Source organism: Paracandidimonas soli (assembly GCF_004342005.1).
GTDB lineage: Bacteria > Pseudomonadota > Gammaproteobacteria > Burkholderiales > Burkholderiaceae_B > Paracandidimonas > Paracandidimonas soli.
In genome coordinates this window covers 552,460-575,146 of record NZ_SMBX01000002.1, presented here as the reverse complement: position 1 = coordinate 575,146, position 22,687 = coordinate 552,460, and the positions used below count along the sequence as shown (strand labels likewise).

Here is a 22,687-nt window from a genome sequence, read left to right as displayed (position 1 = left end):
GATCAGCCGTCCGTGCGGGCGGCGTAGCGTTCGGTGGCTTCCAGCGTGTTGACCAGCAGCATGGCGATGGTCATGGGGCCGACGCCGCCGGGGACCGGTGTGATGGCGCCCGCGACTTCGCTGGCGGAATCGAAATCGACATCGCCGGCCAGCTTGCCGTCGGGCAGGCGGTTGATGCCGACGTCGATGACGGTGGCGCCGGGTTTGATCATGTCGCCCGTGACGATGCCGGGCTTGCCGGTTGCGACGACGAGCACGTCAGCGCGGCGCGTCTGGGCGGCCAGGTCGCGGGTCTTGGAGTTGCAGATGGTAACGGTGGCGCCCGCGGCCAGCAGCAGCATGGCCATGGGCTTGCCGACGATATTGCTGGCGCCGACGATGACGGCTTCCGCGCCGCGCAGGGGAATATTTTCGCTTTCCAGCATCTTCATGACGCCATAGGGCGTGCACGGGCGGAACAGCGGCTGCCCGGTCATGAGCAGGCCGGCATTGCTGATGTGGAAGCCGTCCACGTCTTTTTCCGCGGCGATCGTTTCGATGACGCGGGCCGAATTCAGGTGCGGGGGCAGCGGCAGCTGCACCAGGATGCCGTGGATGCGGTTGTCGAGGTTGAGCTCGCGCACGGTGCGCAGCAGTCGCTCCTCGGTGATATCGGCGGGCAGCCGCAGCACTTCGGAGTGCAGGCCGGCCTTTTCGCAAGCGGCCGCCTTGTTGCGCACATAGACCTGGGAGGCGGGATCTTCTCCCACCAGCACGACGGCCAGCCCGGGCTGTATGCCCGACTGTTTCAATGCCGCGACGCGGTGGGCCACGTCGGCCTTGATGGCGTCGGAAAGCTGTTTTCCATCGATGCGTTTCGCTGTCATGCCGAGGTCTCGTTGCTGGCGAGCGCGATCTTCATCAGATCGGCCACGGTTGTTACTTCAAGTTTTTCCATGATGTTGGCGCGGTGCGCCTCCACTGTCTTGATGCTGATGTTCAGGTCGCCCGCGATCTGCTTGTTGAGGCGGCCGGCCACGATGCGTTCCAGCACCTGCTGCTCGCGCGCGGTCAGGCGGCTGAGGATGAGCTGCTGGTTCTTGCGGGTCTGGGCCTGGGAAACGCGCTCGGCGGCCTGTTGCAGCATGCGGGCGACGATGCTGCGCAGCTCGCCTTCGTTGAAGGGTTTTTCCAGGAAGTCGACGGCGCCTTTCTTCATGGTGGAGACGGCCATGGGCACGTCGCCGTGTCCGGTGATGAACACGATGGGGATGGGAGAGTTGCGCTTGATGAGCTCTTCCTGCAGTTCCAGCCCGCTCATGCCCGGCATGCGGACGTCGACGATCAGTATGCTGATGCTGTCGGGGTCGTAGCCTTCCAGGAATTCTTCGGCGCTGCCGAAGCTCTTGACGCGGTAGCTGTTGGCTTCGAGCAGCCAGCGCAGGGAATCGCGTACGGCTTCATCGTCATCGACGATGTAGATCAGGCTTGGTGTCTGGGTAATGGTCATGCATGCAACTCCTGGGAATCCTCTGATGGTATCCGCACTTGTGGTGCGACGCGTGGCAGGGTGAATCGGAAAATGGTGCCGCCGTCCGGATTGGCGTCGGCCCATAGTCGACCGTGATGTGATTCGATGATGGTTCTGCAGATATTGAGCCCCATGCCCAGCCCCTCGGATTTGGTGCTGTAGAAGGGCTCGAACAGGCGCTCGGGGTCTTTCAGTCCGTGGCCCCGATCGATGACGGCGAACTCGACCAGGGGATCCTGCTCGGTAATGATGACGTGCAAGGTGCGATAGTCGCTGGCCTCCATGGCCTCGACGCCGTTCTTGAGCAGATTCAGCAGGACTTGCTCGATGAGAATCGGGTCGGCCATGACGTCAGGCATGGGGTCCGGCGTCGAGCATTCGATGCTGATCCTGCGCTTGCGTGCATCGATGTCGGCGAAAGCCACGGCATTGTCGAGGATGCCGGTGACGGAAACTGTCTGCCGCTGGGGTTCGCTGCGTTTGACGAACTCGCGGATGCGGCTGATGATCTTGCCGGCGCGCTGCGCCTGCTTGGCGGCCTTTTCCATGGCTTCGAGCACGTCCTCGGGCTTCGCCCGGCCGGAGCGCAGCATGGCGACGGCGCCCATGCTGTAGTTGGTGATGGCGGTCAGCGGCTGGTTCAGCTCGTGCGCCAGGGAGGAGGCCATTTCGCCCATGGTTGTCAGGCGGCTGGTCAACTGGATCTTCTCCTGCTGGATGCGCGAGGCTTCTTCATGATTGCGGCGTTCGGTGATGTCGCGCGCCACTTGCAGACGCACGCGCCTGCCGTCGGTCCACGCAAGGATGCGGTGGTGCACCTCGAACCAGCGCTGCGCCGTTTCGGAATGGATTTCCACGGTTTCATCGGTGAAGCGCCCAAGCCTGCCGCCCAGCAGTTCGCCATGTCCGCCGGCCTGCGCGCCGAAGAAGCGGCGATAGGTGCGATTGGCGAACAGCAATTCCAGGCCTTCCGGCGTATCGGCTACCACGGAGATGGCGTCATCCAGCCCTTCGAGCACGGTCATGAAGCGCTCATGCGCGGCGGTCAGGGCTTCGCGGATGCGCTTGGGTTCGGTGATGTCGGTCATGGAGGTCATCCAGCCGATCTGTTCTCCCTGGGGATCGCGCAGCGGGGAGACATACATGCGGGCCGTGAAGCGCGAGCCGTCGCGCCGCTGGGCTTCGATTTCGAGGCCGCTGCTGGGCGCGCGCCCCGACATCAGCAGGTTGAGGGTTTCCTGGTGCTGGGAGTGGCGGCCCGGCACCCAATATGGAAAAGGCGTGGTGCGGCCGATGAGGTCGGCCTCGTTCCAGCCTATCATGCGGCAGAATGCCGGATTCACATAGGCGATGCGGCCCTGCATGTCGAGCACGCGCATGCCGGTGGACATGGAGTTTTCCATGGCGCGGCGAAAACCGGTTTCCGCGATGAGCGCGGCTTCCGCGCGCGAGCGGATGCGGGTATAGCGCCAGAGGAACAGCAGGCTGACGACAATGACGCAGGACAGGGCTGCCACCACCATCAGCAGGCGTTGCTGGCGCGTTTCCTGGTCTATAGTGACGAACATGACGCTGTCGTTGTGGATCTGCTGCAGCCAGGCGAACATGCCCATGACGCAGAGGAACAGGATCAGAACGATGACCGGCGCCAGCCAGTAGAAACCGCGCCGGCTGCTCTTGGCCTGCTCATAGAAACTGGTCTGGATGAGGGTTTTCTTGCTCGGGCTTGCCATGCGTCGTACGGTTGGGGTCAGTCAGGCATTTTAGACTGTTACGGAAAGAAATGTGGGCGGGAGGCTTGCAAGCCTTTTTGTTGATTTCATATTGTGAAATATGATACCGTAAAGTGAAATTTTGCTTGCCCTGGATGGCAGTCTTTCCTAGAATGAGTGCATTCCCTCAGGGCCATGGCCCGTCCCTGCGCGTAATATACCCAGCACGCCAAGGGCGTTGGAACCGATGCGGCCCAAGAGCCGTGCCAAATGATCCTTCAACTGGAGACAGACAATGTCCTCTCTCGATCAAGCCAAGCAACAAGATAGCGACACCCAGGAAACACTGGAATGGATGGAGGCGCTCGAAGCCGTCCTTGATCGCGAAGGCCCTGAACGTGCGCACTTTCTGCTGGAGACCCTGATCGACCTGGCGCGTCGCTCCGGGGCGCATATTCCTTACTCGCCGAATACGGCCTATCTGAACACGATTCCTCCGGCGCTGGAAGCCAAGCACCCTGGCAATCTCGAGCTGGAAGCCCGCATTCGCGCCTATATCCGCTGGAATGCCATGGCCATGGTGGTCAAGGCCAATCGCCATTCGCCTCCCGACGGCGGCGACCTGGGCGGGCACATTGCCTCGTTCGCATCGCTGGCGACCATGATGGGCTGCGGCCAGAACCATTTCTGGCACGCCGAGACCGAAGATCATGGCGGCGACCTGGTCTACTTCCAGGGGCATTCCTCGCCCGGAGTTTATGGCCGCGCCTATCTCGAAGGCCGCCTGACCGAAGAGCAGCTCAACAACTTCCGCCAGGAAGTCGACGGCAAGGGCCTGCCATCCTATCCGCACCCCAAGCTGATGCCGGAGTTCTGGCAGTTCCCCACGGTGTCCATGGGGCTTGGCCCGCTGATGGCCATCTACCAGGCCCGCTTCCTGAAGTACCTGCACGCCCGCGGCATCGCCGATACGAGCAAGCGCAAGGTCTGGGTATTCTGCGGCGACGGCGAGATGGACGAGCCCGAATCCCTGGGCGCCATCAGCCTGGCTTCGCGCGAAAAGCTGGACAACCTGATTTTCGTCGTCAACTGCAACCTGCAGCGCCTGGACGGCCCGGTGCGCGGCAACGGCAAGATCATCCAGGAACTGGAAGGCGAATTCCGCGGCAGCGGCTGGAACGTCATCAAGCTGATCTGGGGCGGCTATTGGGATCCTTTGCTTGCGCACGACAAGGAAGGCATTCTGCGCAAGATCATGGAAGAAACGGTCGACGGCGAGTACCAGGCCTACAAAGCCAACGACGGCGCCTTCGTGCGCGAACACTTCTTCGGTAAGCATCCCAAGCTGCTGGAAATGGTCAGCCGCATGAGCGACGAAGACATCTGGCGACTGAACCGCGGCGGCCACGATCCGCACAAGGTCTATGCCGCATTCAAGGCTGCAAGCGATACGGAAGGCCGTCCCACCGTCATCCTGGCCAAGACGATCAAGGGCTATGGCATGGGGCATGTCGGCCAGGCCAAGAACCCGACGCACCAGCAGAAGAAGCTGGACATGGACGCTGTCCGCGAATTCCGCGATCGCTTCAATATTCCCGTTCCGGACGACAAGCTGGAAGAGCTGCCGTACTACAAGCCGGCGGAAGACTCGCCTGAAATGAAGTACCTGCACGAACGCCGCGAGGCGCTGGGCGGCTACCTGCCCAAGCGCCGCCGCAAGGCCGACGAGCAACTGCGCGCTCCTGCGCTGGAAGTCTTCAAGGCCGTGCTGGAGCCGACCGCCGAAGGCCGCGAAATCTCCACGACGCAGGCATTCGTGCGCGTCCTGAACCAGATCCTGCGCGACAAGGAGCTCGGTCCCCGCGTCGTGCCCATCCTGTCGGATGAGTCCCGCACGTTCGGCATGGAAGGCCTGTTCCGCCAGATCGGCATCTATGCGCCCGAAGGCCAGAAGTACACGCCGGTCGACAAAGACCAGGTCATGTACTATCGCGAAACCGAAAACGGCCAGCTGCTGCAGGAAGGCATCAACGAAGCCGGCGCGTTCAGCTCCTGGATCGCGGCGTCCACGTCGTATTCGACGAACAACCGCATCATGATCCCGTTCTTCATCTACTACTCGATGTTCGGGTTCCAGCGCGTGGGCGATCTTGCCTGGGCGGCCGGAGACATGCAGGCGCGCGGTTTCCTGCTGGGCGGCACGGCCGGACGCACGACGCTCAACGGCGAAGGCCTGCAGCACGAAGACGGCCACAGCCACATCATGTCCTCGCTCATCCCGAACTGCGTGTCCTACGACCCGACGTTCGCGCACGAACTGGCTGTCATCATGCGCGACGGCCTGTATCGCATGGTCGAAAAGCAGGAAGACGTTTTCTACTACATCACAGTGATGAACGAAAACTATGCCCAACCCGGCCTGAAGGAAGGCGACGAAGAGGGCATCATCAAGGGCATGTACAAGTTCCGCTCGGCCGGCGGCGACAAGCTGCGCGTCCAGTTGATGGGCTCAGGCACCATCCTGCGCGAAGTCATCGAAGCGCAGGATCTGCTGGAAAAGGACTGGGGCGTGGGCTCCGACGTCTGGAGCGTGACCAGTTTCACCGAACTGCGCCGCGACGGCCTGGATTGCGAACGCTACAGCCTGCTGCACCCGGAAGACGCCAAGGCTCCGGTGCCCTACGTCACCAGGCAATTGCAGGACACCAAGGGGCCGATCGTCATTTCCACCGACTACATCAAGGCTTTCGGCGAGCAGATCCGTCCATTCGTTCCCAAGGGCCGCAATCTGCGCGTGCTGGGTACCGACGGCTTCGGCCGCTCCGATTTCCGCTCCAAGCTGCGCGAGCACTTCGAGGTCAATCGCCACTTTGTGGTGCTGGCCGCGTTGCGCAGCCTGGCGGACGAAGGACAGATCCCCATGGCCAAGGTGGCGGAAGCCATCAAGAAGTACGGTATCAATCCTGAAAAAGCCAATCCGCATCACGCCTGATAAGGGGGGAAAGACATGAGTGCAACAATCGAAGTCAAGGTGCCGGATATTGGCGACGTCAAAGACGTGGAGGTCATCGAGGTGCTGGTCGCCGTCGGCGACAAGGTCGAGAAAGAGCAGAGCCTGGTGACAGTCGAGTCCGACAAGGCCTCCATGGAAGTGCCTTCGTCGCACGCGGGTACGGTCAAGTCGCTCAAGGTGAAGCTGGGCGACAAGGTAAGCGAAGGCTCGGTGATCCTGGAGCTGGACGCTGATGCGGCTTCGGGCGACGCCGCGCCGGCGGCCAAGGCGGAAGCTCCCGCAAAGGCGGAGCAAAAGCCTGCCGAGCCGGAGCAGAAGAAAGAACAGCCCAAGGCGGAAGAACCCAAGAGCGCTCCGGCCAAGGTCGAGAGCGAGGATGCTGGCTCTACGGCGCCGGTCGGCCGCCATTCCCCCACGGAGGCTCTCGTCAGCGCAGACGGGTCGCCACGCAAGCTGCCGCATGCATCGCCCTCCGTGCGCAAGTTCGCCCGCGAACTCGGCGTGGACCTGAACCTGGTGCAAGGCACGGGCGAGAAGCAGCGCATCACGCACGATGACGTCCGCCAGTTCGTCAAGCAGGCGCTCAAGGGCGGCGTTGCGTCGGCGGCTGCCGGCGTGGCGAGCGGCGAGGGCGGCCTGTCGCTGCTGCCGTGGCCCAAGGTCGATTTTTCCAAGTTCGGCGAATTCGAGGCCAGGCCGCTGTCGCGCATCAAGAAGATTTCCGGCGCCAACCTGCACCGCAACTGGGTGGTCATCCCGCACGTCACCAACAACGATGTGGCCGACATCACCGATCTGGAAGAACTGCGCCAGACCCTGAACAAGGAAAACCAGAAATCGGGCATCAAGGTGACCATGCTGGCTTTCCTGATCAAGGCGGTGGTCGCCGCGCTGAAGAAGTTCCCCGAGTTCAATGCGTCCCTCGACGGCGACAATCTGATCCTGAAGCGCTATTACCATATCGGCTTTGCCGCCGATACGCCCAACGGGCTCGTGGTGCCGGTGATCCGCGATGCGGACAAGAAGGGCGTGATGGAAATCGCGCAGGAAACCTCCGATCTGGCCAAGCTGGCGCGCGACGGCAAGCTGGCTCCCGCGCAGATGCAGGGCGGGTGTTTCTCGATTTCCTCGCTGGGCGGCATCGGCGGCACGTCGTTCACGCCCATCATCAATGCTCCCGAAGTGGCCATCCTGGGCGTTTCGCGCTCGGCCATCGCGCCGGTATGGGACGGCAAGGCGTTCCAGCCCAGGCTGCAGCTGCCGCTGTCGCTGTCCTATGACCACCGCGTCATCGACGGTGCGGCAGCTGCACGCTTCAATGCCTACCTGGCAAGCCTGCTGGCCGACTTCCGCCGAATTGCGATCTAGGAGCACGTATGAGCACGATAGAGCTGAAAGTTCCCGATATCGGCGACGTGACCGATGTCGAAGTTATCGAGATCCTGGTCGCGGTGGGCGATACGGTGCAGGCCGAGCAAAGCCTGGTCACCGTGGAATCCGACAAGGCTTCGATGGAAATCCCCGCGGAGCAGGGCGGCGTTGTCAAGGCGCTGCTGGTCAAGCTGGGCGACCGTGTTTCCGAAGGATCGCCGCTGATCACGCTTGAAACGGCGCAGGGTGGCGATGCCGCTCCGGCAGCCAAGGAAAGCCAGGAAAAGGCGCCCGCGGCCGAAGCCGCGAAGTCCGCCAAGGCGGAAGCCCCGGCCTCCAGGCCGGCGCCCGCGAATGCGCCGCAGGCGGCCAGTTTCTCCGGCAGCGCCGACGCCGAATATGACGTCGTCGTTCTAGGCGCGGGTCCCGGCGGCTATTCCGCCGCGTTCCGCGCCGCCGACCTGGGGCTGAAGGTCGCGCTCATCGAGCGCTACTCGACGCTGGGCGGTGTCTGCCTCAATGTGGGCTGCATTCCCTCCAAGGCCCTGCTGCATACCGCGGCGGTGCTGGAGGAAGCCAAGACCATGGGCGCGCACGGTATCCACTTCGCCGAGCCCAAGGTGGACATCGACGCGCTGCGCAAGCACAAGGAAGCCGTCATCGGCAAGCTGACAGGCGGCCTGGCCGGCATGGCCAAGGCGCGCAAGGTCACGGTGGTGCACGGAGTGGCCGAATTCGCCGATCCGCATCATTTCTCCGTCAAGGGCGCCGACGGCAAGACGCAGACGCTGAAGTTCAAGTCCGCCATCATCGCCGCGGGAAGCCAGTCGGTGAAGCTGCCGTTCTTCCCGGAAGACGAGCGCATCGTCGATTCCACCGGCGCGCTGGAGCTGCGCTCCATCCCCAAGAAAATGCTGATCGTCGGCGGCGGCATCATCGGCCTGGAAATGGGCACGGTGTATTCCGCGCTGGGCTCTCGCCTGGACGTCGTGGAAATGCAGACGGGGCTGATGCAGGGCGCGGACCGCGATCTGGTCAAGGTCTGGGAAAAGCGCAATGCGGGTCGTTTCGACCGCATCATGCTGGAAACCCGCACGATCGGAGCCGAGGCCCGTGACGACGGCATCTGGGTCACGTTCGAGGGCAAGGATGCGCCGTCGGAGCCGCAGCGCTACGACCTGGTCCTGCAGGCCGTGGGCCGTACGCCCAACGGCAAGAAGATCGGCGCGGAAAATGCAGGAGTGATCGTCACCGATCGTGGCTTCATCGACGTCGACCAGCAGATGCGTACCAATGTGCCGCACATCCATGCCATCGGCGATATCGTCGGGCAGCCCATGCTGGCGCACAAAGCGGTGCATGAGGCGCACGTGGCGGCCGAGGTCATTGCGGGTGAAAAGGCGGCGTTCGAAGCGCGCGTCATCCCGTCGGTCGCCTATACGGATCCCGAAGTGGCATGGGTGGGCCTGACCGAAGACGAAGCGCGCAAGTCGGGCGTCAAGATACAGAAGGGCCTGTTCCCCTGGGCGGCTTCGGGGCGCGCCATCGCCAATGGCCGCGACGAAGGCTTCACCAAGCTGCTGTTCGATGCGGAAACCCATCGTGTTCTGGGTGGCGGCATTGTCGGCACCGGGGCGGGCGACCTCATCAGCGAGGTTGCTCTGGCTGTCGAGATGGGCGCCGATGTCGTCGATATCGCCAAGACGATCCACCCGCACCCGACGCTGGGCGAATCGGTCGGCATGGCAGCGGAAGCGGCCGAGGGCACCTGCACCGACCTGCCTCCGGTGCGCAAGAAGTAAAGCCTTGCCTTCCTCTGCGACGGCCGGCGGATATCCGCCCGGCCGCGCTCCGGCGGCAGCCTGCAGCAAGGCTGCCGCTTTTGCGTTCTTTGCTGCTGGCAGGTCCTGCGGGTTGCAGGAAAGCCCGGTCCGGTTGCGGACGGGCTGTTACCAAAATGGTTGATCCATGAAGAAAACAGATCTGGAAAAGAACAAGGCGCTCAAGCTGGCCAACAGCTTGAAGGCTGCCTCGATACCGGCGCGCTTCGGCAATGCATCGTCGGTGCAGGACCGCAGGGAGCAGCGCAGGCAGGACCAGGCGGCGGGCCTGGTGCCTTATCCCGTAAAGCTGCACAAGGATACGGTAGCGGCGTTGCGCGAGCGCGCGCAAAAAGAGGGGGTCGCCGAGAATGAATTGGCGAATCGCCTGCTGGCGGAAGCGTTGAAAACGCTGTAATCATGCCGGCCCATGGCTTCCCGGCATGCGTGCGCGGGAAGCCCCTGCGCTCGCATCCGTTTCCCGCGGCGCGGCGCTCATGCGGTGCTACTATTACCGCTTCCTTTCCCAGTGCCCGCCATGCGGCGGATGCCTGAGCTCAACCGAATCGATACGACATCATGACCCTTCCTTTGCCTGGCGGCGATGCCGCATTGGACGAATGGCTGTCCTACCTGGAAAACCTGCATCCGACCACGATCGAGCTGGGGCTCGACCGCATACGGCGGGTAGCGCAGCGGCTGGAGCTTTCGCTGTCCAGCGTCGTCATTACCGTGGGCGGCACCAATGGCAAGGGATCCACCTGCGCCATGCTGGAATCCATTCTTAGGGCGGCCGGCTACCGGACGGGACTCTACACATCGCCTCATCTCGTCAGGTTCAACGAACGCATCCGCATCAATGGACAGCAACTGGATGATCTGGCCATCACCAGGCAGTTCCAGCGGATAGAGGTCGCGCGAGGCGACATCTCCCTGAGCTATTTCGAATACACCACGCTGGCGGCATTGCTCGCATTCGCCGAACAGCGCCTGGATGCCGCCATCCTCGAAGTGGGCCTGGGGGGGCGCCTGGATGCCGTCAATCTGATCGATGCCGATTGCTCCATCGTTACCAGCATCGATATCGATCACGTCGAATGGCTGGGCAGCACGCGCGAGCAGATCGGCTACGAAAAAGCGCATATTTTCCGGCCGGGAAGGCCGGCCATCTGCGCGGATCCCATGGCGCCGGGCAGCCTGGTATCGTATGCGCGCGACATCGGCGCCGATCTCTGGCTGTTCGGCCGGGACTTCAACTATTCCGGCGACAGGCAGCAATGGGCCTACGGCGGCAGGGACCAGCGGCGCCCGGGGCTGGCCTATCCCGCATTGCGCGGCATGAACCAATTGCTCAATGCCAGCGCCGCGCTGGCCGCCCTGGAGTCCCTGCGGGACCGCCTTGCGGTGCCCGCACAGGCCATCAGGGTAGGACTGGCCCAGGTGGAACTACCCGGCAGGCTGCAGGTCGTGCCCGGCACGCCGCCCATCATCCTGGACGTCGCGCACAACCTGCATGCCGCAGCGGCCCTGGGGCAGAACCTGGACAGCATGCCGCAGCAAGGGGTGACCCATGCCGTCGTCGGCATGTTGCGTGACAAGGATGTTGCGGGCGTCATCGCCAGGCTGGCCTCCAGGGTGGATCACTGGTACTGCGCCGGGCTGGACGGCCCGCGCGGCATTCCGGGCAGCGAGTTGGCGGAGATCGTCCGCGAAGCCCTGGCGCAGGACGGTCCATCCAGCTCAGAAGGAATGCAGGATAGTTCCCACCTGCTTGCGGTCCCCGAGCATCGGGAGGCCGCGGCGCAGGCGGAAGAGGGCGCTCCGAAATCGGGCCGCGTCGTACCCAGGGCGTCGGCACCAGCATCGGGCTCCGCGGGCAAACGGCGCAACGCAACCGTGTCAAGTTTCGAAAACCCGTTACAGGCGCTTGCGGAGGCGAAGAATAGTGCGGGCGGGAATGATAGAATTCTCGTATTCGGTTCCTTCCACACGGTGGGGCCGGTGTTGCAGGAGCTTGAACGCGGCTCCTTGTCGTAGGCGGCAGCCTGCCAGGTACAGACAAAGGCTTTTGTTCACATGGGACTATTCTCTCGCAAAGACACTTCTGAAACGAAGGGTTCACGAACAGGGACGCGTCCCTCGGTTTCCAGCGAGGCGCAGGCACGGGAATTGCGCGTTCGCGCAAGGCGTCGCCTGATCGGCGCGCTGGCGCTTGTTCTGGCCGCCGTCATCGTCGTGCCTATGCTGTTCGATCCGGCGATCCCGGAAGACGAAGCGGCTACGCCCGTCGTCGTTCCTTCCATTGTGGCTCCCTCCCCGGACGCGACGTTGATGCCCGAGACTCCCCTGATTGCGCAGTCCCCGTCGTCGGGCTCCGTCACGGATGAGAATGCCGCTCAAGGCGAGCCGTCGCCGCCCGCGCCCGCGGCCCCAGCCGAACCCTCGGCCGGCACGCAGCCCCCCCGGCCTGCGCAGGAACCCGCGCGCCCCGAGACGCCGCCGCAACAGCAGCCCAAGCCCGAAGCTCCCGCCAAAGAGCCGCAAAAGCCGCCGCGCAAGCCGGAACGCACGGACGATGGATCCGTGGCGCTGGCCCTGCTCGAAGGCAAAAATCCTTCCGGCGCCGCATCGGCGCCCGCGCAGCAGAAAGGCAATTTCGTCCTGCAGATCGCTGCCTATACATCGGATCAGGATGCCAGGACCAGGCGCGACCGCCTGCGCGAGGCAGGCGTCACCAATGCCTATGTAGAGACGGCTCAGGCGGGAGGCAAGACGACGCACCGCTTGCGCGTGGGCCCGTTCCCGACCCGCGAGGCGGCCCAGGCGGCCCAGGCGCGCCTGCGCGCCCTGGGATATGACAACGGATTCATCTCAAGCAAGTGACCAGCTTCGATTTCATCGTGCTGGCCATCCTGGCCGTTTCATCGGTGCTGGGATTGCTGCGCGGCCTGCTGAAGGAAATCCTGTCCCTCATCGCCTATGTGCTGGCCTTCATGGCCGCGATATGGTGGGGGCCGAAGATGTCCATCTGGCTGGAAGCGTATATCGATAATGCACTGCTGCGTACAGGCACCGCTTATGGGGTGGTGTTCCTGACCGCGCTGTTGCTGGTGGGGCTGCTGAATGTCACGGCTAATTTGCTGATACAGAAAACCGGGCTGACGCCGGCGGATCATGGGCTGGGCATGCTGTTCGGTTTTTTGCGCGGCCTGGTGCTGGTGCTTGCGCTGGTAACGCTCGCCGGCTACACGGAGCTGCCGCAGGAAGCCTGGTGGCGCGAAGCGAGGCTTTCCGGCGCGGCGGTCGGCGCGGTCCAGTCCGTCAAGGGCTTCCTGCCGCCATCGCTGGCTTCGTGGCTGCCATATTGAATTATTGAATTCATCCAACGGGAAATGAAATCATGTGTGGAATCGTAGGGATTGCCGGCAGGTCGCCGGTCAATCAGTTGGTGTATGACAGCCTGCTGCTGCTGCAGCACAGAGGGCAGGACGCGGCGGGGATCGCCACTTCGCACGACCAGTTCTTCAGCATGCACAAGGCCCATGGGCTGGTGCGCGACGTGTTCCGCACACGCAATATGCGGGCGCTGCCAGGCAATTCCGGCGTCGGCCAGGTCCGCTATCCCACGGCGGGCTCCAGCGACAGCGTGGATGAAGCGCAGCCTTTCTATGTCAATGCGCCGTTCGGCATCATGTTCGTGCACAACGGCAATCTGACCAACTGGCGCGAGTTACGTCAGGAATTGTTCCGCATCGACCGCCGCCACATCAATACCAATTCCGATTCGGAAGTACTGCTCAATGTCTTCGCGCATGAGCTGCAGCAGGCATCCACGGGCGTCACGCTGGACGAGGACAAAGTGTTCACGGCGGTGTCCGCAGTGCACAGGCGCGCGCGCGGCGCCTATGCCGTCATCGCCCAGATCGCCAACTACGGCATGGTGGCGTTCCGCGATCCCTACGGCATCCGGCCGCTGTGCCTGGGCAGGAACGAGTCGGAGCAGGGTGTGGAGTGGATGGTGGCTTCGGAAAGCGTGGCGCTGACCGGCAGCGGCTTTACGCGCGTGCGCGACATCGCCCCCGGCGAAGCCGTTTTCATTGATCTCGACGGCAATCTGACGAGCCGCCAGTGCGCGGAAGCGCCGGTGCTGACGCCCTGTGTGTTCGAGTATGTGTATTTCGCCCGCCCCGACTCCATCATGGACGGCGTATCGGTCTACGATGCCCGCCTCGGCATGGGGGAGCACCTGGGAGAGCGGGTAGCCAAGACCCTGCGCCTGGGCGATATCGACGTGGTCATGCCCATCCCCGATTCCTCCCGGCCCTCGGCCATGCAGCTCGCCTCCAGCCTGAACCTGAACTACCGCGAAGGCTTCATCAAAAACCGTTATATCGGCCGGACCTTCATCATGCCGGGCCAGGCGGTGCGCAAGAAATCGGTGCGCCAGAAGCTCAGCGCCATCGATACTGAGTTCCAGGGCAAGAATGTACTGCTGGTGGACGATTCCATCGTACGTGGCACGACCAGCCGCGAAATCGTGGAGATGGCCAGGGCGGCAGGCGCCAACAAGGTCTATTTCGCCTCGGCCGCGCCCGCCGTGCGCTTTCCCAATGTCTACGGCATCGACATGCCCACGCAAGCCGAATTGATCGCCACGGGGCGCGACACAGACCAGATCGCGCGCGAAATCAGTACCGACGGTCTGGTCTACCAGGAACTGGCGGACCTGGAGCAGTCCATCCGCGACCGCAATCCCGCATTGACGCAGTTCGAGACCTCGTGCTTCAACGGCAGGTACATCACGGGCGACATCGATGAGGCCTATCTGGAGCGCCTGCAGCGCGAGCGCGGCGTCAAGGGCGAGTCCGGCGGCATGTCGGCCAGCGATTCGGACTCGGAGGACTGACCCCCTTGCTTACTTGCCCTGGGCGCGCGCGGCTGGCTCGCCGCCCTAGAGGCTGGCGAAACCTGCCGCGCAGGAGGAGCGCTTGCGGGCGAAGCGATGCGGGACAAGACGGGAACGGAAGATCACGCAACCGCCTACCGGATTATTGTGGCTTGCGGTTCGCCAGGTGCCGAATGCCCAGAACGGCGATCACCAGGAACAGCGCCAGGCTCCAGATGGCATACTCGACGCCGAGCAGGTCGACCTTTGCGTCGAGGCAACTGGCCTGTATGCCGAACAGCCATGGCAGGCCCGCGTCCAGGCCGCTGTTCACCATGAAGCGGTCAGCGAAGGTCAAATCGCACGAGAACATTTCCGAGGCCACATCGTATTGATACCATGCGGCCAAGGCGCCGCCTATGGCGGCCAGCGGCACCGCGGCGCAGAACAGGAAGGAGACGGGCTGCCAGCGCCGCGCAGCCAGGGCTCCCCAGCACAGCACGGCAATGAGCAGGTAGATCAGCCGCTGGAAGACGCACCATGCGCAGGGCCGCATATCGAACACATGCTGGGAGATCAGGGCGACGAGGACGGCGCCGATGCACAGCAGGGCAATACCATGCAGCAGTCGGTCGGATGCGGGAAAAGAGGTCATTCGGATTCCATGCTGTTGAAAGAGGGGTGGCGCTGCCGGGTTGCGCTCATTTGGCGTCTCCCAGGAGCGCGGCAAGGATATCGCGTTCGAAGAGGCCTGAGAAGCGCGGCTGCAGAAAGACCTTGCCGCGCAGGATGAATACGTCCTCCACGCGATCTCCCAGCGTCATGATCTTGGCCATGACCAGTATGGCTTCATGCCGGGCGAATACCCGAGCCAACTGGTAGAGCAGGCCGGGCCTGTCCGCGGCCGAGACGGACAGGCGCCATGTCATGCCGTTGTCTTCGGATACCAGTTCGGCATTGGGCACGATGGGAAATGCCTTCGCCTGCCGGGACTCGCGCCGCCTGCCCGCCGGGGCGCCGTCGGACGGCGACTGTGACATGTTCTGCAGGCACTGCGCCAGATCATGCTCGATCAGCGCGGCGTGGGAGCGGTAGTCCTTTTCGTGGGCGGGCAGCATGACGATGAAGGTATCCAGCGCCCAGCCGGCCGCCGTCGTGTGGATCTTGGCGTCCTGGATGCTGATCATGCGCGCGTCGAAGTACTGGCAGATCGATACGAACAGGTCTTTCCTGTCCCTGATGTAGACCATGACCTGCAGCGCTTCGTGCTGGCCGAGGATGCGGGTCTTGACGACGGGCTCGGGAGAGTTGACGCAGCGGTATAGATGGCGCGTCTGCCAGGCGATGTCGCTGACGTCGTGGCGCAGGAAATAGGCAACGTCCAGCTGGGACCAGAAGCGGTCCCGGCTGTCATCGCTCAGGCCCAGGCGGCGTATTTCGGCGATTGCCGCGTCCTTGCGCTGCGCCAGCAGGTCGGCAGTTTCCAGCTTGCCGCTGCCCAGGGCCTGCAGGGTCTGCCGGTACAGGTTCTCCAGCAGCTTGCCTTTCCAGGCGTTCCAGACTTTCGGGCTTGTGCCGCGAATGTCCGCCACCGTCAGCAGATAGAGCGCGGTCAGGTGGCGTTCGTCTCTCATGAGGGTGGCGAAATCGCGTATGACGCGGGGATCGCTGAGATCCTGTTTTTGCGCCACGGACGAAAGCTTCAGGTGGTGGCGCACCAGGAATTCCACGAGTTCGGCATCGGCGGGGTCCAGCCTGTGCTCGATGCAGAAGCGTCGTATGTCCCTGGCGCCGAGTTCGGAGTGATCGCCGCCGCGGCCCTTGGCGATGTCGTGGAAGAGGGCGGCGACATAGAGCAGCCAATGGCGGTCGAACCCCGCCATCAGCTCGGTCGCCAGAGGGTGTTCCTGTGCGTATTCGGCCAGCGTGAAGCGCCGGATATTGCGTATGACCATCAAGGTATGTTCGTCGACGGTATAGGCGTGGAACAGATCATGCTGCATCTGTCCGACGACGCGCCGGAACACGGGCAGGTAGCGCGGCAGGATGTTGAGCAGGCTCATGCGGCGCAGCGTGTGGACCACACCTTGCGGCTGCTGCAGTATCTGCAGGAAATGATGCTGGTTGACCGGATTGCGCCGGAATTGCGAATCGATGTGTCGGCGCGCATGCCACATGGCGTGCAGCATGCGCGCACTCATCCCCTGCAGGTCTCGACGCTGCTGCAGTATCAGGAAGGAGCGGAATATCAGGGAGGGATTGCGCTCGAAGCCGTCGTCGCGGCAAAGCTCCAGGCGGTTGTTGCGGATCTGGAAGTGCTCGTCGATGGGCGTGGTGGCGGCATCCGGCTGCAGGAAGAGGATTTCCTCGATGCTTTGCAGCAATATGGTGTGGAACTGGCTGACCACCCGGGCGGCCCAGTAATAGCGCTGCATCAGCAGTTCGCTGGCGCGCCGGGTACGGCTGCCGGTGAAGCCGTAGACTTCGGCCAGCCGGGGCTGAAGATCGAACAGTACGCGATCCTCCCGGCGTCCGACAAGCAGGTGGAGTTCGATGCGCAGCCGCTTGAAAGCCAGCTCGGCCTTGCGCAGCGAGCGGAATTCGGATGCCGTCAGCAGGTCGGTCCGGGCGATTTCCCGCCAGTTGTTGCCGAGACCTGCCGCCTGCGCCAGCCACTGGATGATCTGCAGGTCGCGCAGGCCACCGGGCGACTCCTTGCAGTTGGGCTCCAGCGCGTAAGGCGTGCCGTGGTAGCGTACATGGCGTTGCTGCATTTCGATGCGCTTGGCCTGGAAGAAGCGCTGCGGATCCAGCTGCCCGCGCATGGCGCCGATCAGTTCGCGCAGCAATTGAAGATCGCCGGCCAGCCAGCGGGACTCCAGCAGCGAGGTTTCCACTGTGACGTCGTTCGCCGCCTCTTCCTGGCATTGTTCCAGCGTGCGCACGCTGTGGCCCAGGTCCAGGCCCAGGTCCCACAGCGCCGCGATCAGGGATTCGATGCCCGAAGCTTCCTCATCGCTAGGCGGCTTGCGCAGCAGGATGAGAATATCGATATCCGAATAAGGGTACAGCTCGCCGCGCCCGTAGCCGCCTACGGCGGCCAGCGTGGCGCCCGCAGGCAGGGGAAACAGCCGCAGAAGCTCGTGGATCGCCTGGTCGACGGCTTTGCGCAGGGCTGTCAGCAGGGTTTCCGGCCGGCGCTGTTGCCGGAACTGCTGGAAGGCCTGGAGCCGGCGCTGCTCCAGCGCCTGGCGGACAGCGACGACTCCGGGCTCTTGCATGGCGTCAGCTCAGCCGGCTTGCGCGACGAATTCCGGCGGAGCCGGCATGTCGGGCGAAGTCGTAAGGACTTCGTAGCCATTGTCCGTCACCAGCACGGCGTGCTCCCACTGCGCGGAAAGGCTGTGATCGCGCGTCACGACGGTCCAGCCGTCGGCCAGCACGCGCAACTCCTTGCGGCCCGCGTTGATCATGGGTTCGATGGTGAAGATCATGCCTGGCTGCAGCTTGACGCCCGTGCCCGCCTTGCCGTAGTGCAGGACCTGGGGATCCTGGTGGAACTGGCGTCCTACGCCGTGGCCGCAGTATTCGCGCACGACGGAAAATCCCTGCTTTTCGGCATGGGACTGGATGGCGTTGCCGATATCGCCCAGCGTGGCGCCCGGACGGACCTTTTCGATGCCCAGCCACATGCAGTCGTAGGCCGTCTGGCTGAGCCTGCGGGCCAGGATGGAAGGCTCGCCGACATGGAACATGCGGCTGGTGTCGCCGAACCACCCGTCCTGGATGATGGTGACGTCTATATTCATGATGTCGCCGTTCTTCAGCACCTTGTCGCCGGGGATGCCGTGGCAGATGACATGGTTGACGGAGGTGCAGATGGCGCCGGGGAACGGCGTATGGCCGGGCGGGGCGTAGCCGACGGTGGCGGACTTGACGCCCAGCTCGGCGATGCGTTCAACGCACAGGCGGTCCAGCTCCGCCGTGGTGACGCCGGCCTTGACGTGGGGGGTCAGGTAATCGAGCAGGCCCGCTGCTGTCTGGCAGGCCTTGCGCATTTTTTCCAGGTCGGAGGGGTCGGTAATGAGAGGAATCATGACAGCTTGAATATGTAAAGCAAAAAGTAGTAGAATTATAGGCTTACTTGGAAAAACCTGTTTTAGCCATGCGCGGCGCAGGGAGTATCTCGGTAAAGCAGTCCCGGAAAGGTTACCCCGGTAAAGCAGGTTGTCAAGCAAGCGTGAGGCTGGCTGCGCCCAAGTGTACTACTTGGGTTCCGTGCGGGAATCATGCGAACAACGCAGTAAAAATAGCGCAGCAGCCCACTCAGGGTGTCCGTGGCGTCGCCTTTTATCTTTGACGGCACGGATGCAGGGTTGCTGCAGGACCAAACCCTAGGAGAATCATATGTCCCTGATGCGCGAAATGCTGGAAGCTGGTGTTCACTTCGGTCACCAGACCCGTTACTGGAACCCCAAGATGGCTCCGTTCATCTTCGGCCACCGTAACAAGATCCACATCGTCAACCTCGAACAGACCGTCGTCAAGTACCAGGAAGCCCTGAAGTTCGTGCGCCAGACCGTTGCACGCGGCGGCACCGTCCTGTTCGTCGGCACCAAGCGCGCCGCCCGTGAAATCGTCGCGGCCGAAGCTGCCCGCGCCGGCCAGCCTTACGTCGACAGCCGCTGGCTGGGCGGCATGCTGACCAACTTCAAGACGGTCCGCACGTCCATCAAGCGTCTGAAAGACATGGAAGCCCAGCAAGCCGAAGGCGCCAACGAGCGCCTGAGCAAAAAAGAAGCCCTGATGTTCGATCGCGAGCTGGAAAAGCTGAACAAGGGCCTGGGCGGCATCAAGGACATGAACAAGCTGCCCGACGCAATCTTCGTCATCGACGTTGGCTACCATAAGATCGCCATTGCCGAAGCCCGCAAGCTGGGCATCCCCGTCGTCGGCGTCGTCGATACCAACCACTCCCCCGACGGCATCGACTACGTCATTCCCGGCAACGACGACTCCGCCAAGGCCATCGCGCTGTACGCGCGCGGCATGGCTGACGCCGCGCTGGAAGGCCGCGAGCAGAGCATCAACGGCCTGGTCGAAGAGCTGTCCGAAGGCGGCGCCGGCGAAGAATTCGTCGAAATCGAAGCCGACCAGGAATAAGCTGCGGCTGGATCACGCGCCATGCCGCCAGGCATGGCGTCCAGCGCGATGAACGCACAGGGCCGCGCCCTGTGCCGGGCCGCCGCCGCAACGGCGGCGCACGTATCAATCTACCGGAGAACACAAGTGGCTCAAATTACTGCAGCGATGGTCAAGGAACTGCGTGAAAAGACCGACGCCCCCATGATGGAATGCAAGAAGGCGCTGACGGAAGCCGACGGCGACATGGACCGCGCTGAAGAAATCCTGCGTGTCAAGCTGGGCAGCAAGGCCAGCAAGGCGGCATCGCGCGTCACGGCCGAAGGCCTGGTGGGTGTCGACATTGCAGCCGACGGCAGCAAGGGCAGCATCGTCGAGATCAACTGCGAAACCGACTTCGTCGCCAAGAACGACGACTTCATCGCTTTCCTGGGTCAGGTCGGCAAGCTGATCACCGAAAACAAGCCCGCCGACCTCGCCGCGCTGGCTGAACTGCCCCTGGGCGAAGGCACGGTCGAAACCACTCGCGCCGCCCTGGTCGGCAAGATCGGCGAGAACATCTCCATCCGCCGCTTCGAGCAGTTTTCCACGGCAAACAAGCTGGCCAGCTATGTGCACGGCGGCAAGATTGGCGTTCTGGTCGAGTTCTCCGGCGCCGATGAAGTTGGCAAGGATCTGGCCATGCACATCGCCGCCACGCGTCCCAAGGCGCTGGATGCCAACGGCGTGCCTGCGGCCGACATCGAAGCCGAACGCTCGGTCGCCGCGCAGAAGGCTGCCGAATCGGGCAAGCCCGCCGAAATCGTCACCAAGATGGTCGAAGGCTCCATCCAGAAGTTCCTGAAGGAAGTCACGCTGCTGTCGCAGCCTTTCGTCAAGAACGACAAGCAGACCGTCGAACAGATGCTCAAGGCAAGCAATGCGGCCATCAACGGCTTCGCGCTGTACGTTGTCGGAGAGGGCATCGAGAAACGCACGGAAGACTTCGCCGCGGAAGTTGCAGCTGCCGCCGGCCAGGCCTGATTCACCGTTTCTTCCCGGACAGCCGGCCGCACGCCATGCGCGCGGGCCGGCTGTGTCGTGTAAACTCCTCTCGTTATTCCCTCCTGGATCCTCACTCATGACGACCACCAGATCATACAAGCGCGTTCTTCTGAAGCTCTCCGGCGAAGCACTGATGGGAGAGGACGCCTTCGGCATCAATCGCACGACCATCCTGCGCATGACCGAAGAAGTGGCGGAAGTCGCCGCGCTTGGCGTGGAATTGGCCATTGTGATCGGCGGTGGCAACATCTTCCGTGGCGTCGCGCCCGGAGCGCAGGGTATGGATCGCGCCACGGCCGACTACATGGGCATGATGGCGACCGTCATGAATGCGCTGGCGCTGCAGGATGCGCTCAAGCACCGCGGCATCGATGCGCGGGTGCAGTCCGCTCTCAATATCGACCAGGTCGTCGAGCCCTACATCCGTCCCAAGGCGCTGCGCTACCTGGAAGAGGGCAAGGTCGTTATCTTCGCCGCGGGCACCGGCAATCCCTTCTTCACGACGGATACCGCGGCCGCGCTGCGCGGCGCCGAAATCGGCGCCGAGGTCGTACTCAAGGCGACCAAGGTGGACGGTATCTACAGCGCCGACCCCAACAAGGATCCCGAGGCGACACGCTATGCCCGCATCAGTTTCGATGAGGCGATCGTGCGCCGCCTGGAGGTCATGGACGCCACGGCATTCGCGCTGTGCCGCGACCAGAAGCTTCCCATTAAAGTGTTTTCGATCAATAAACCGGGTGCGCTGCGCCGCGCCGTTGGCGGCGAGGACGAGGGCACGCTGGTCCACGTCTAGAAAGGAATCCATCCATGAGTGTTTCTGAAGTCAGGAAATCGGCCGACAGCCGCATGAGCAAGTCCATCGAGGCGCTGAAGGCCGCCTTGTCCAAAATCCGCACCGGGCGCGCCCATGCGGGCATTCTCGATCACGTCATGGTCGAATATTACGGCTCGCCCGTTCCAGTCAGCCAGGTCGCCAATGTCAGCGTCGTCGATGCGCGCAACCTGAGCGTCCAGGTCTGGGAAAAGAACATGGCCGCCGTGGTGGAGAAGGCCATCCGCGAGTCGGACCTGGGGCTGAACCCCATCGCCATGGGCGATAACATACGCGTTCCTATGCCCGCCCTGACCGAAGAGCGCCGCCGCGACCTGAACAAGGTGGTCAAGAGCGAGGGCGAAGACGCCAAGGTGGCCATCCGCAATCTGCGCCGCGAAGCCAACGAAGCGCTGAAGAAACTTGTCAAGGACAAGGAAATCTCCGAAGACGAAGAGCGCCGGGGCCAGGACGAAATCCAGAAGCTGACGGACCGCAGCGTTGCCGAAATCGACAAGCTCGTCGCCCAGAAAGAAGCCGAGATCATGACGGTCTGAGGACTGTCCGCTCCTCTTTATCACGCGCAGCCACACACCACATGCCCCCTGTCAGTACCACACTGGATATACCCGGAAGCTCGGACGTACCGAGGCACCTGGCTGTCATCATGGACGGCAACGGCAGATGGGCCACGCAGCGCTACCTGCCCAGGTCCGCGGGGCATGCAAAAGGCGTGCAGACTGTAAGGCGCGTGGTCGAGACCTGCGGACGGCGGGGGGTGGAGTACCTGACGCTGTTTGCTTTCAGTTCCGAGAACTGGCGGCGTCCGCCGGAGGAAGTCTCCCTGCTGATGCGCCTGTTCATCCAGACACTGGAAAAACAGGTCGGCCAACTGGCCGACCAGGGAGTCCGGCTGCGTGTCATCGGCGACCTGAAGCCGTTCGAATCGCGGCTGCAGGACCTGATCCTCGAATCCGAGCAGCGGACCAGCCGGAATACCGCGCTGCACTTGACCATTGCCGCCAACTATGGCGGACGATGGGACATCCTGCAGGCCATGCGCCGCCTGCTGCAGGCAAGGCCGGAACTGGCGGCGACGCCCGACAGCATTGACGAAGCCCTGCTGACGCCGTACCTTTCCATGGCATTCGCGCCGGAACCCGACCTCTTCATCCGCACCGGGGGAGAGCAGAGGATATCGAACTTCCTCATCTGGCAGCTGGCCTATACCGAGCTTTACTTTACCGAAGCCTATTGGCCGGAATTCGATGCGCAGTGCCTCGATCAGGCCTTCGAGTGGTACCGCACGCGCGAACGCCGCTTCGGCCGGACCAGCGAGCAGCTCCTGGCCGACCGCAAGCCGTCGTAATCCTCCA

At 63.2% G+C, this 22,687-nt stretch carries 19 protein-coding genes; 13 read left to right on the top strand and 6 right to left on the bottom strand.

Going from position 1 to position 22,687, the window contains the following annotated elements:
- Positions 1 to 2 precede the first annotated feature (2 nt).
- The 3 genes from folD to EV686_RS06290 are packed head-to-tail and all read right to left on the bottom strand — an operon-like array spanning position 3 to position 3,243.
- On the bottom strand, positions 3 to 866 hold the full coding sequence (gene folD / locus EV686_RS06300) for a bifunctional methylenetetrahydrofolate dehydrogenase/methenyltetrahydrofolate cyclohydrolase FolD (protein ID WP_132474614.1): 864 nt from the start codon (positions 864 to 866) through the stop codon (positions 3 to 5).
- Positions 863 to 1,489, bottom strand: a complete 627-nt coding sequence (locus EV686_RS06295; protein WP_132474613.1) for a response regulator transcription factor — start codon at positions 1,487 to 1,489, stop codon at positions 863 to 865. The genes folD and EV686_RS06295 overlap by 4 nt, the downstream gene beginning before the upstream one ends.
- Complete coding sequence (locus tag EV686_RS06290) at positions 1,486 to 3,243, bottom strand: PAS domain-containing sensor histidine kinase (RefSeq protein ID WP_132474611.1); 1,758 nt, start codon at positions 3,241 to 3,243, stop codon at positions 1,486 to 1,488. The genes EV686_RS06295 and EV686_RS06290 overlap by 4 nt, the downstream gene beginning before the upstream one ends.
- 274 nt (positions 3,244 to 3,517) lie before the next feature.
- Between EV686_RS06290 and aceE the strand changes: the two genes are divergently transcribed.
- From aceE to purF, 8 genes are all read left to right on the top strand, one after another.
- Positions 3,518 to 6,214 (top strand): pyruvate dehydrogenase (acetyl-transferring), homodimeric type, encoded by a 2,697-nt coding sequence (gene aceE / locus EV686_RS06285; RefSeq protein WP_132474609.1) that lies wholly within the window; start codon positions 3,518 to 3,520, stop codon positions 6,212 to 6,214.
- Between the two features lie 15 nt (positions 6,215 to 6,229).
- Complete coding sequence (aceF, locus tag EV686_RS06280) at positions 6,230 to 7,603, top strand: dihydrolipoyllysine-residue acetyltransferase (RefSeq protein ID WP_132474608.1); 1,374 nt, start codon at positions 6,230 to 6,232, stop codon at positions 7,601 to 7,603.
- An 8-nt stretch (positions 7,604 to 7,611) separates the two neighbouring features.
- Positions 7,612 to 9,408: a dihydrolipoyl dehydrogenase gene (lpdA, locus tag EV686_RS06275; protein WP_132474606.1), complete on the top strand. Its 1,797-nt coding sequence runs from the start codon at positions 7,612 to 7,614 to the stop codon at positions 9,406 to 9,408.
- 166 nt (positions 9,409 to 9,574) lie between these two features.
- Complete coding sequence (locus tag EV686_RS06270; protein ID WP_132474604.1) at positions 9,575 to 9,844, top strand: hypothetical protein; 270 nt, start codon at positions 9,575 to 9,577, stop codon at positions 9,842 to 9,844.
- A gap of 161 nt (positions 9,845 to 10,005) precedes the next feature.
- Positions 10,006 to 11,463, top strand: a complete 1,458-nt coding sequence (gene folC / locus EV686_RS06265) for a bifunctional tetrahydrofolate synthase/dihydrofolate synthase (protein WP_132474602.1) — start codon at positions 10,006 to 10,008, stop codon at positions 11,461 to 11,463.
- 39 nt (positions 11,464 to 11,502) lie between these two features.
- Positions 11,503 to 12,309 carry an SPOR domain-containing protein gene (locus EV686_RS06260; protein ID WP_132474600.1) on the top strand — a complete coding sequence of 269 codons (807 nt, stop codon included), beginning with the start codon at positions 11,503 to 11,505 and terminating at the stop codon, positions 12,307 to 12,309.
- Positions 12,306 to 12,794, top strand: coding sequence for a CvpA family protein (locus EV686_RS06255; RefSeq protein WP_132474599.1), 489 nt, complete (start codon positions 12,306 to 12,308; stop codon positions 12,792 to 12,794). The genes EV686_RS06260 and EV686_RS06255 overlap by 4 nt, the downstream gene beginning before the upstream one ends.
- 32 nt (positions 12,795 to 12,826) lie before the next feature.
- Complete coding sequence (gene purF, locus EV686_RS06250; RefSeq protein ID WP_132474597.1) at positions 12,827 to 14,332, top strand: amidophosphoribosyltransferase; 1,506 nt, start codon at positions 12,827 to 12,829, stop codon at positions 14,330 to 14,332.
- Positions 14,333 to 14,474: 142 nt separating this feature from the next.
- On the opposite strand, the gene EV686_RS06245 is transcribed toward purF, so the two are convergent.
- From EV686_RS06245 to map, 3 genes are read right to left on the bottom strand one after another with little or no spacing between them, the layout of a single operon-like run.
- Entirely contained in the window at positions 14,475 to 14,966 is a 492-nt protein-coding gene (locus EV686_RS06245; protein WP_132474595.1) for a disulfide bond formation protein B, read from the bottom strand.
- A 46-nt stretch (positions 14,967 to 15,012) separates the two neighbouring features.
- Positions 15,013 to 17,592: a [protein-PII] uridylyltransferase gene (locus tag EV686_RS06240; RefSeq protein WP_132474593.1), complete on the bottom strand. Its 2,580-nt coding sequence runs from the start codon at positions 17,590 to 17,592 to the stop codon at positions 15,013 to 15,015.
- A 9-nt stretch (positions 17,593 to 17,601) separates the two neighbouring features.
- Positions 17,602 to 18,405 carry a type I methionyl aminopeptidase gene (gene map / locus EV686_RS06235; protein ID WP_132474922.1) on the bottom strand — a complete coding sequence of 268 codons (804 nt, stop codon included), beginning with the start codon at positions 18,403 to 18,405 and terminating at the stop codon, positions 17,602 to 17,604.
- 313 nt (positions 18,406 to 18,718) lie between these two features.
- On the opposite strand from map, the gene rpsB reads away from it, so the two are divergent.
- The 5 genes from rpsB to uppS all read left to right on the top strand — a co-directional run bounded on the left by rpsB (position 18,719) and on the right by uppS (position 22,680).
- Complete coding sequence (gene rpsB, locus EV686_RS06230; protein WP_132474592.1) at positions 18,719 to 19,474, top strand: 30S ribosomal protein S2; 756 nt, start codon at positions 18,719 to 18,721, stop codon at positions 19,472 to 19,474.
- Between the two features lie 126 nt (positions 19,475 to 19,600).
- Positions 19,601 to 20,476, top strand: a complete 876-nt coding sequence (gene tsf, locus EV686_RS06225) for a translation elongation factor Ts (RefSeq protein WP_165972520.1) — start codon at positions 19,601 to 19,603, stop codon at positions 20,474 to 20,476.
- Between the two features lie 97 nt (positions 20,477 to 20,573).
- Positions 20,574 to 21,293 carry a UMP kinase gene (gene pyrH / locus EV686_RS06220; protein ID WP_132474590.1) on the top strand — a complete coding sequence of 240 codons (720 nt, stop codon included), beginning with the start codon at positions 20,574 to 20,576 and terminating at the stop codon, positions 21,291 to 21,293.
- Between the two features lie 14 nt (positions 21,294 to 21,307).
- Positions 21,308 to 21,868, top strand: coding sequence for a ribosome recycling factor (gene frr / locus EV686_RS06215; RefSeq protein WP_132474588.1), 561 nt, complete (start codon positions 21,308 to 21,310; stop codon positions 21,866 to 21,868).
- 41 nt (positions 21,869 to 21,909) lie between these two features.
- Positions 21,910 to 22,680, top strand: coding sequence for a polyprenyl diphosphate synthase (uppS, locus tag EV686_RS06210; protein ID WP_132474586.1), 771 nt, complete (start codon positions 21,910 to 21,912; stop codon positions 22,678 to 22,680).
- The last annotated feature ends 7 nt before the right edge of the window (positions 22,681 to 22,687 follow it).

Excerpts from the sequence above, each read along its gene's own strand:
- folD (WP_132474614.1), bottom strand. The coding sequence starts at position 866 with ATGACAGCGAAACGCATCGATGGAAAACAGCTTTCCGACGCCATCAAG.
- EV686_RS06295 (WP_132474613.1), bottom strand. The coding sequence starts at position 1,489 with ATGACCATTACCCAGACACCAAGCCTGATCTACATCGTCGATGACGAT.
- EV686_RS06290 (WP_132474611.1), bottom strand. The coding sequence starts at position 3,243 with ATGGCAAGCCCGAGCAAGAAAACCCTCATCCAGACCAGTTTCTATGAG.
- aceE (WP_132474609.1), top strand. The coding sequence starts at position 3,518 with ATGTCCTCTCTCGATCAAGCCAAGCAACAAGATAGCGACACCCAGGAA.
- aceF (WP_132474608.1), top strand. The coding sequence starts at position 6,230 with ATGAGTGCAACAATCGAAGTCAAGGTGCCGGATATTGGCGACGTCAAA.
- lpdA (WP_132474606.1), top strand. The coding sequence starts at position 7,612 with ATGAGCACGATAGAGCTGAAAGTTCCCGATATCGGCGACGTGACCGAT.
- EV686_RS06270 (WP_132474604.1), top strand. The coding sequence starts at position 9,575 with ATGAAGAAAACAGATCTGGAAAAGAACAAGGCGCTCAAGCTGGCCAAC.
- folC (WP_132474602.1), top strand. The coding sequence starts at position 10,006 with ATGACCCTTCCTTTGCCTGGCGGCGATGCCGCATTGGACGAATGGCTG.
- EV686_RS06260 (WP_132474600.1), top strand. The coding sequence starts at position 11,503 with ATGGGACTATTCTCTCGCAAAGACACTTCTGAAACGAAGGGTTCACGA.
- purF (WP_132474597.1), top strand. The coding sequence starts at position 12,827 with ATGTGTGGAATCGTAGGGATTGCCGGCAGGTCGCCGGTCAATCAGTTG.
- EV686_RS06245 (WP_132474595.1), bottom strand. The coding sequence starts at position 14,966 with ATGACCTCTTTTCCCGCATCCGACCGACTGCTGCATGGTATTGCCCTG.
- EV686_RS06240 (WP_132474593.1), bottom strand. The coding sequence starts at position 17,592 with ATGCAAGAGCCCGGAGTCGTCGCTGTCCGCCAGGCGCTGGAGCAGCGC.
- rpsB (WP_132474592.1), top strand. The coding sequence starts at position 18,719 with ATGTCCCTGATGCGCGAAATGCTGGAAGCTGGTGTTCACTTCGGTCAC.
- pyrH (WP_132474590.1), top strand. The coding sequence starts at position 20,574 with ATGACGACCACCAGATCATACAAGCGCGTTCTTCTGAAGCTCTCCGGC.
- frr (WP_132474588.1), top strand. The coding sequence starts at position 21,308 with ATGAGTGTTTCTGAAGTCAGGAAATCGGCCGACAGCCGCATGAGCAAG.
- uppS (WP_132474586.1), top strand. The coding sequence starts at position 21,910 with ATGCCCCCTGTCAGTACCACACTGGATATACCCGGAAGCTCGGACGTA.